We start from the raw sequence: 5,385 nt of genomic DNA on the forward strand, positions 1-5,385 counted from the left end.
ACGCCGGTCGGGTGGTCGGCGCGGGGATCCCGGAGGGCGTGACGCTCGTCGTCGGTGGCGGTTTCTCCGGCAAGTCGACGCTGCTGCGGGCGCTGGAGGCCGGCGTCCACGACCACGTGCCCGGCGACGGGCGCGAGCTGGTCGTGACCAGGCCGGACGCAGTGGCGGTGCGGGCCGAGGACGGCCGGGCGGTGACGCGGGTGGACGTCGGCGCCTTCGTGGCCGCGCTGCCCGGCGGGCTGGACCCGGCGGACTTCAGCACCGACCAGGCGTCGGGGTCGACGTCGCAGGCGGCGGCGGTGCTGGAGGCCCTGGAGGCCGGTGCCGGGGTGCTGCTGCTCGACGAGGACACCACCGCGACGAACCTGATGGTGCGCGACGCCCGGATGCAGGCGCTGGTGTCGGGGGAGCGGGAGCCGCTGCACCCGTTCGTGGACCTGGTGCGCTCCCTGCACCGCGACCGCGGGGTGTCCACGGTCCTGGTCGTGGGTTCCTCCGGGGACTACCTGGACGTCGCCGACCGGGTGCTGATGATGGACGCCTACCGCTGCACCGACGTCACCGCCCGGGCGCGGGAGGTGGCGGCCACGCCCACGGGGCGGGTCGCGGAGGCGGGTGCGTTCCCGCCCGCCCGGCAGCGGGTGGTGGACCCGGCGTCGCTGGACGCGTCCGCGCGCGGGCGGGTGCGGGTGGCGGCGCGCGGGACGGACGCGCTGCTGCTGGGGGAGCACGAGGTCGACGTGCGGGCGGTGCGCCAGCTCGTGGACGCCCCGCACGTGGTGGGGGTGGGTCTGGCGCTGGTGCGGCTGGCGGCGGCCGGGCACCTGGTGGACCGGGCGCTGGCGGAGGCGCTGGACCTGCTGGACGCGGAGCTGGCGGAGGGGCGCGCGGGGGCGGTGGAGCTGCTGCTGGGGGAGCTGGTGGTGGACGCGGTCGTGCCGCGCCGCTTCGAGGTGGCCGCCGCCCTCGGCCGGCTGCGGGGGCTGCGGGTCCTGGGGGTGCAGGGCCCGGTGGGGGGTCCGGTGGGGGGCTCGGTGGTGCTCAGCCCGCCGCGGTGGTCCCCTCCGCCCGGAGGGTGAACCACACCGTCTTGCCGGGGCGTCCGCCGGTGTCGGGGGTGACGCCCCAGCGGGTGGCGAGGGCGTCGACGAGGGCGACGCCGCGACCGCCGGTGGCCTCGGCGCCGACGTGGCGCAGCACGGGGCGGCCGGGGTGTGAGTCGTGGACGCCGACGGTGACGCCGGCGCCGTCCAGCCGCAGGGTGACCCGCACGGGGCCGTTGCCGTGGACGACGGCGTTGCCGACGAGCTCGGTGGTGAGCAGCTCCGCGATGGTGCGGGCCGGTGCGGGCAGGCCCGCCTCGGCGCACCGCTCGCCCAGCCAGTGCCGCGCGTCGGGGACCGAGGCCAGCTCGCCGGCGAGCTGCAGCTCCTCCACGGACCCTCCTGTCGGCACCCCGTCGCGCGCCCGGCAACCCGTACCCGGTGGCGCGCGGGCACGGTAGCCCAGCAGCGGGCCGCGCGGCGCACCCGGGTGGCGCGCCACCGCCGACCACCGCGCGACGTGTTGACGATGCGGAAAGAAAGCCCGAAATTGCCGCGCATCTCCTCTGTCAACGAGCGCGGTGATCCCTACGGTCGCTGCCGTGCCCTCTCCCACCGCCTCCCCGCTCCTGACCCCGCCGGCCCCGCCGGCCCCGTCCGGCCCCGACGCGGCGGCCACCGCGCTCATCCCGGGCCACCGCGCCGCGCCGCCCGCCGGACACCCCGGCGCAGGTGGGCCGCGGGTCAGGACCGCGGGGCACGTCATCGTGGACGCCCTCGCCGCCCACGGCGTGCAGCGGGCCTACCTGGTCCCGGGGGAGAGCTTCCTGGAGGTCCTCGACGGCCTCGTCGACTCCGGGGTGGAGGCCGTCGTCTGCCGCCACGAGGGGGGCGCGGCGTACATGGCCGAGGCCGAGGGCAAGCTGCTGCGCCGGCCGGGCGTGGCCATGGTGACGCGCGGTCCCGGCGCCGCCAACGCGCACGTCGGCCTGCACACCGCGTGGCAGGACTCCACCCCGCTCGTGCTGTTCGTGGGCCTCATCCCCTTCGGCCACCGCGACCGCGAGGCGTTCCAGGAGTTCGACCCCAAGGCGTGGTTCGAGAGCGGCGCCAAGCGCGTCATGGTGCTCGACCAGGCCGAGCGGGCCTCGGCCGTCGTCGCGGAGGCGATGTTCGCCGCCGTGAGCGGCCGGCCCGGCCCCGTCGTGGTGGGGCTGCCCGAGGACGTCCTGCGCCAGCCCGTCGACGCCACGCCGCACCCGCCGATCCCGGTGGCCTCCGGCGGCATGACGGCGCACGACGTCGCGGTGCTGTCCGAGGCGCTGTCGCGCGCCAGCCGGCCGCTGTTCGTCACCGGCGGCAACGACTGGAGCCCGCAGGCCGCGGCGGCGCTGACGGGGTGGCTGGAGCGGCACCGGCTGCCCGCCGCCGCGGAGTGGCGCACCGAGGGCACCGTCCCCTTCGACTCCCCCTCCTACGTCGGCCCCATCGGCTACGGCCGGCCCAAACCCACCTACGACCTGCTGGAGGAGACCGACCTCCTCGTCTTCGTCGGCACCGTGCCCGGTGACGCCATCACCAACGGGTTCGTCGCCCGGCAGGACTGGGGCAAGGAGAACTTCCTCGTCACGATGGACCCCTCGCTGCGCGGGCGCTCGGGTCCCGTCTCGTACCAGATCGTCGCCAAGCCGGACGCGTTCGTGCGCGACCTGCTCACCGTGGAGCTGGCCGTCCGCGACGAGTGGGCCACCTGGACGGAGCGGATGCGCCGGGAGCAGGAGGCGTTCGCCGCGCTGCCGCCGGCGCAGCCGGCCGACGGGCCGGCCCGGGTGGACACCCTGATGGCGAACCTCGTCCCCGGCCTGCCCGCCGACGCGATGGTGACGTTCGGCGCGGGCGAGCACACCAACTGGGCGCACCGGTACTTCCCCACCCGCGGCTACGCCTCGATGATCAGCGCGCGCAACGGGTCGATGGGGTACTCCATCCCCTCCGCCGTCGCCGCCTCGCTCATCCACCCCGGCCGCCGCGTCGTGACGATCGCCGGCGACGGGGAGTTCCTCATGAACGGCCAGGAGCTCGCCACCGCCGCCCAGTACGGCGCCACCCCGCTCGTCGTGGTCGTGGACAACGCCGAGTACGGCACGATCCGCACCCACCAGGAGCGCCACCACCCCGGTCGCGTCAGCGGGACCCAGCTGCGCAACCCGGACTTCGCGCTGCTGGCGCGGGCCTACGGCGGGTTCGGGGTGCGGGCCGAGCACGACGCGCAGGTGCCCGGCGCGCTCGCCGCCGCCCTGCGCGCGATCGACGAGGACGGCACGTTCGCGCTGGTGCACCTCGTCGTCGAGCAGCGCGCCCAGGCGTACTGACCCCCGCCCACCCGCGACCCACCCGCGACCCACCGTGGAACCGAGAGGACGTCCCCACCCGTGAGCACCACCCCCCAGCAGGAGCAGCAGCTGCTCGCCTCCGTCCCCACCGGGCTGTTCATCGCGGGCAGCTGGCGCGAGGGCGCGACCGGCCGCCGCATCGACGTCGAGGACCCCGCCACCGGATCGGTCATCGCCACCGTCGCCGACGGCGGCGTCGAGGACGGCGCCGCGGCCCTGGACGCCGCGGTCGCCGCGGCCGACGGATGGCGGCGCACCCCCGCGCGGCAGCGGGCGGAGGTGCTACGCCGCGCGTTCGAGCTGCTCACCGCCCGCGCCGACGACTTCGCCCTCCTGATGACCCTGGAGATGGGCAAGCCGCTGGCGGAGGCCCGTGGCGAGGTCGCCTACGGGGCGGAGTTCCTGCGCTGGTTCTCCGAGGAGGCCCCCCGCATCGGCGGCCGCTGGTCGGACGACCCCGCCGGCGGCAGCCGCCTGGTCACGATGAAGCAGCCCGTCGGGCCGTGCCTGGCCATCACGCCGTGGAACTTCCCGCTCGCGATGGGCACCCGCAAGATCGCCCCCGCCGTCGCCGCCGGCTGCACCGTCGTCGTCAAACCCGCCACCGCGACGCCGCTGACGATGCTGCTGCTGGCGCAGGTCATGGCCGAGGCCGGCCTGCCCGACGGCGTCCTCAACGTCCTCACCACCTCCACCACCGGCCGGGTCGTCGCGCCGCTGCTGGCCGACCCCCGGCTGCGCAAGCTGACGTTCACCGGTTCCACCGCCGTCGGGCAGCGGCTCGTGGAGCAGTCCGCCCGGCAGCTGCTGCGCACCTCGATGGAGCTGGGCGGCAACGCCCCGTTCCTCGTCTTCGACGACGCCGACCTCGACCGGGCCGTCGAGGGCGCCGTGGCGGCGAAGATGCGCAACACCGGCGAGGCGTGCACCGCGGCCAACCGGTTCTACGTGCAGCGGCCCCTCGCGGAGGAGTTCACCGAGCGCCTCGCCGCGCGCCTGGAGGCCCTCGTCGTGGGCCGCGGCACCGAGGACGGCGTGCAGGTCGGCCCGCTCATCGACGACGCCGCCCGGCGCGACGTGGCGCGGCGCGTCGAGGAGGCGGTCGCGGCCGGGGCCAAGGTCGTCACCGGCGGGCAGGAGGTCGGCGAGCGCGGCTGGTTCTACGCCCCCACCGTCGTGCGGGACGTCCCGCCGGGGGCGCGGCTGCTCAGCGAGGAGACGTTCGGGCCGGTCGCCCCGGTCGTCGCGTTCGACACGGAGGAGGAGGGGGTCGCGCTGGCCAACGCCACCGAGTACGGCCTCATCGCCTACGCCTTCACCGAGGGCCTGGACCGCGGGCTGCGCGTGGCCGAGGAGCTGCAGACCGGCATGGTGGGGCTCAACGCGGGCGTGGTGTCCAACGCCGCCGCCCCCTTCGGCGGGACCAAGGCCTCCGGCTTCGGCCGCGAGGGGGGTCTCGAGGGCATCGAGGAGTACCTGGAGACGAAGTACGTCGGCATCGGGCGCTGAGGTTTCTGCGCTGAGGTTTCTGCGCTGAGGTCCCGGCGCCGGGGTCCCGCACCGGGTTCGGCGAGGATGGGCGGGTGAAGCGATCCCGCGCCGCCGGCCACGTCGAGCACCTCGCCCGCGCCTGCGCCGACATGGCCGGGCGCCCGGCGACGATCTTCCCGCTGCGGGTGCAGCAGCTGTGGGTGGCCGGCGCGCTGCTCGAACCCGCCGGTGACGGGCACGCCGAGCTGGACGCCGTGGACGTGGCGCTGTGCGTCGACGTCGACCCGGTGGAGGCGGCGTGGCGCTGCGCCCCGCACGGCGCGCAGCACTGGGCCAGCGCGGTACGGCTGCCGCAGCTGCCCGTGCGGGCGCACTGGCGCAGCCTGCGCGCGCCCGTGTGGAACCACGTCCTGCACCGGCCCGCGCTCGTGTGGGACGCCGCCGGCGGGGTGCGCGAG

Annotated in this window: 5 protein-coding genes; 4 read left to right on the forward strand and 1 reads right to left on the reverse strand. The window is 76.4% G+C overall.

Going from position 1 to position 5,385, the window contains the following annotated elements; all coding sequences use genetic code 11:
* Positions 1-1,079 (forward strand): P-loop domain-containing protein (locus tag ABEB16_RS04695; RefSeq protein WP_345711107.1); only part of this gene is annotated, 1,079 nt, incomplete at its 5' end.
* Here ABEB16_RS04695 and ABEB16_RS04700 read toward each other — a convergent pair.
* A complete protein-coding gene (locus ABEB16_RS04700) occupies positions 1,042-1,437 on the reverse strand; it encodes an ATP-binding protein (protein WP_345711108.1) in 396 nt (131 codons plus the stop codon). The two genes, ABEB16_RS04695 and ABEB16_RS04700, sit on opposite strands and share 38 nt — an antisense overlap.
* A 292-nt stretch (positions 1,438-1,729) precedes the next feature.
* Between ABEB16_RS04700 and ABEB16_RS04705 the strand changes: the two genes are divergently transcribed.
* The 3 genes from ABEB16_RS04705 to ABEB16_RS04715 form a co-directional block, all read left to right on the forward strand.
* Positions 1,730-3,415 carry a thiamine pyrophosphate-dependent enzyme gene (locus ABEB16_RS04705; protein ID WP_345711111.1) on the forward strand — a complete coding sequence of 562 codons (1,686 nt, stop codon included), beginning with the start codon at positions 1,730-1,732 and terminating at the stop codon, positions 3,413-3,415.
* Between the two features lie 60 nt (positions 3,416-3,475).
* Entirely contained in the window at positions 3,476-4,945 is a 1,470-nt protein-coding gene (locus tag ABEB16_RS04710) for an NAD-dependent succinate-semialdehyde dehydrogenase (RefSeq protein WP_345711109.1), read from the forward strand.
* A gap of 74 nt (positions 4,946-5,019) precedes the next feature.
* On the forward strand, positions 5,020-5,385 hold a 366-nt coding region (locus tag ABEB16_RS04715), incomplete at its 3' end, for a DUF7711 family protein (protein WP_345711110.1).

This window comes from Kineococcus glutinatus (assembly GCF_039542765.1).
Classification (GTDB): Bacteria; Actinomycetota; Actinomycetes; order Actinomycetales; family Kineococcaceae; genus Kineococcus_A; species Kineococcus_A glutinatus.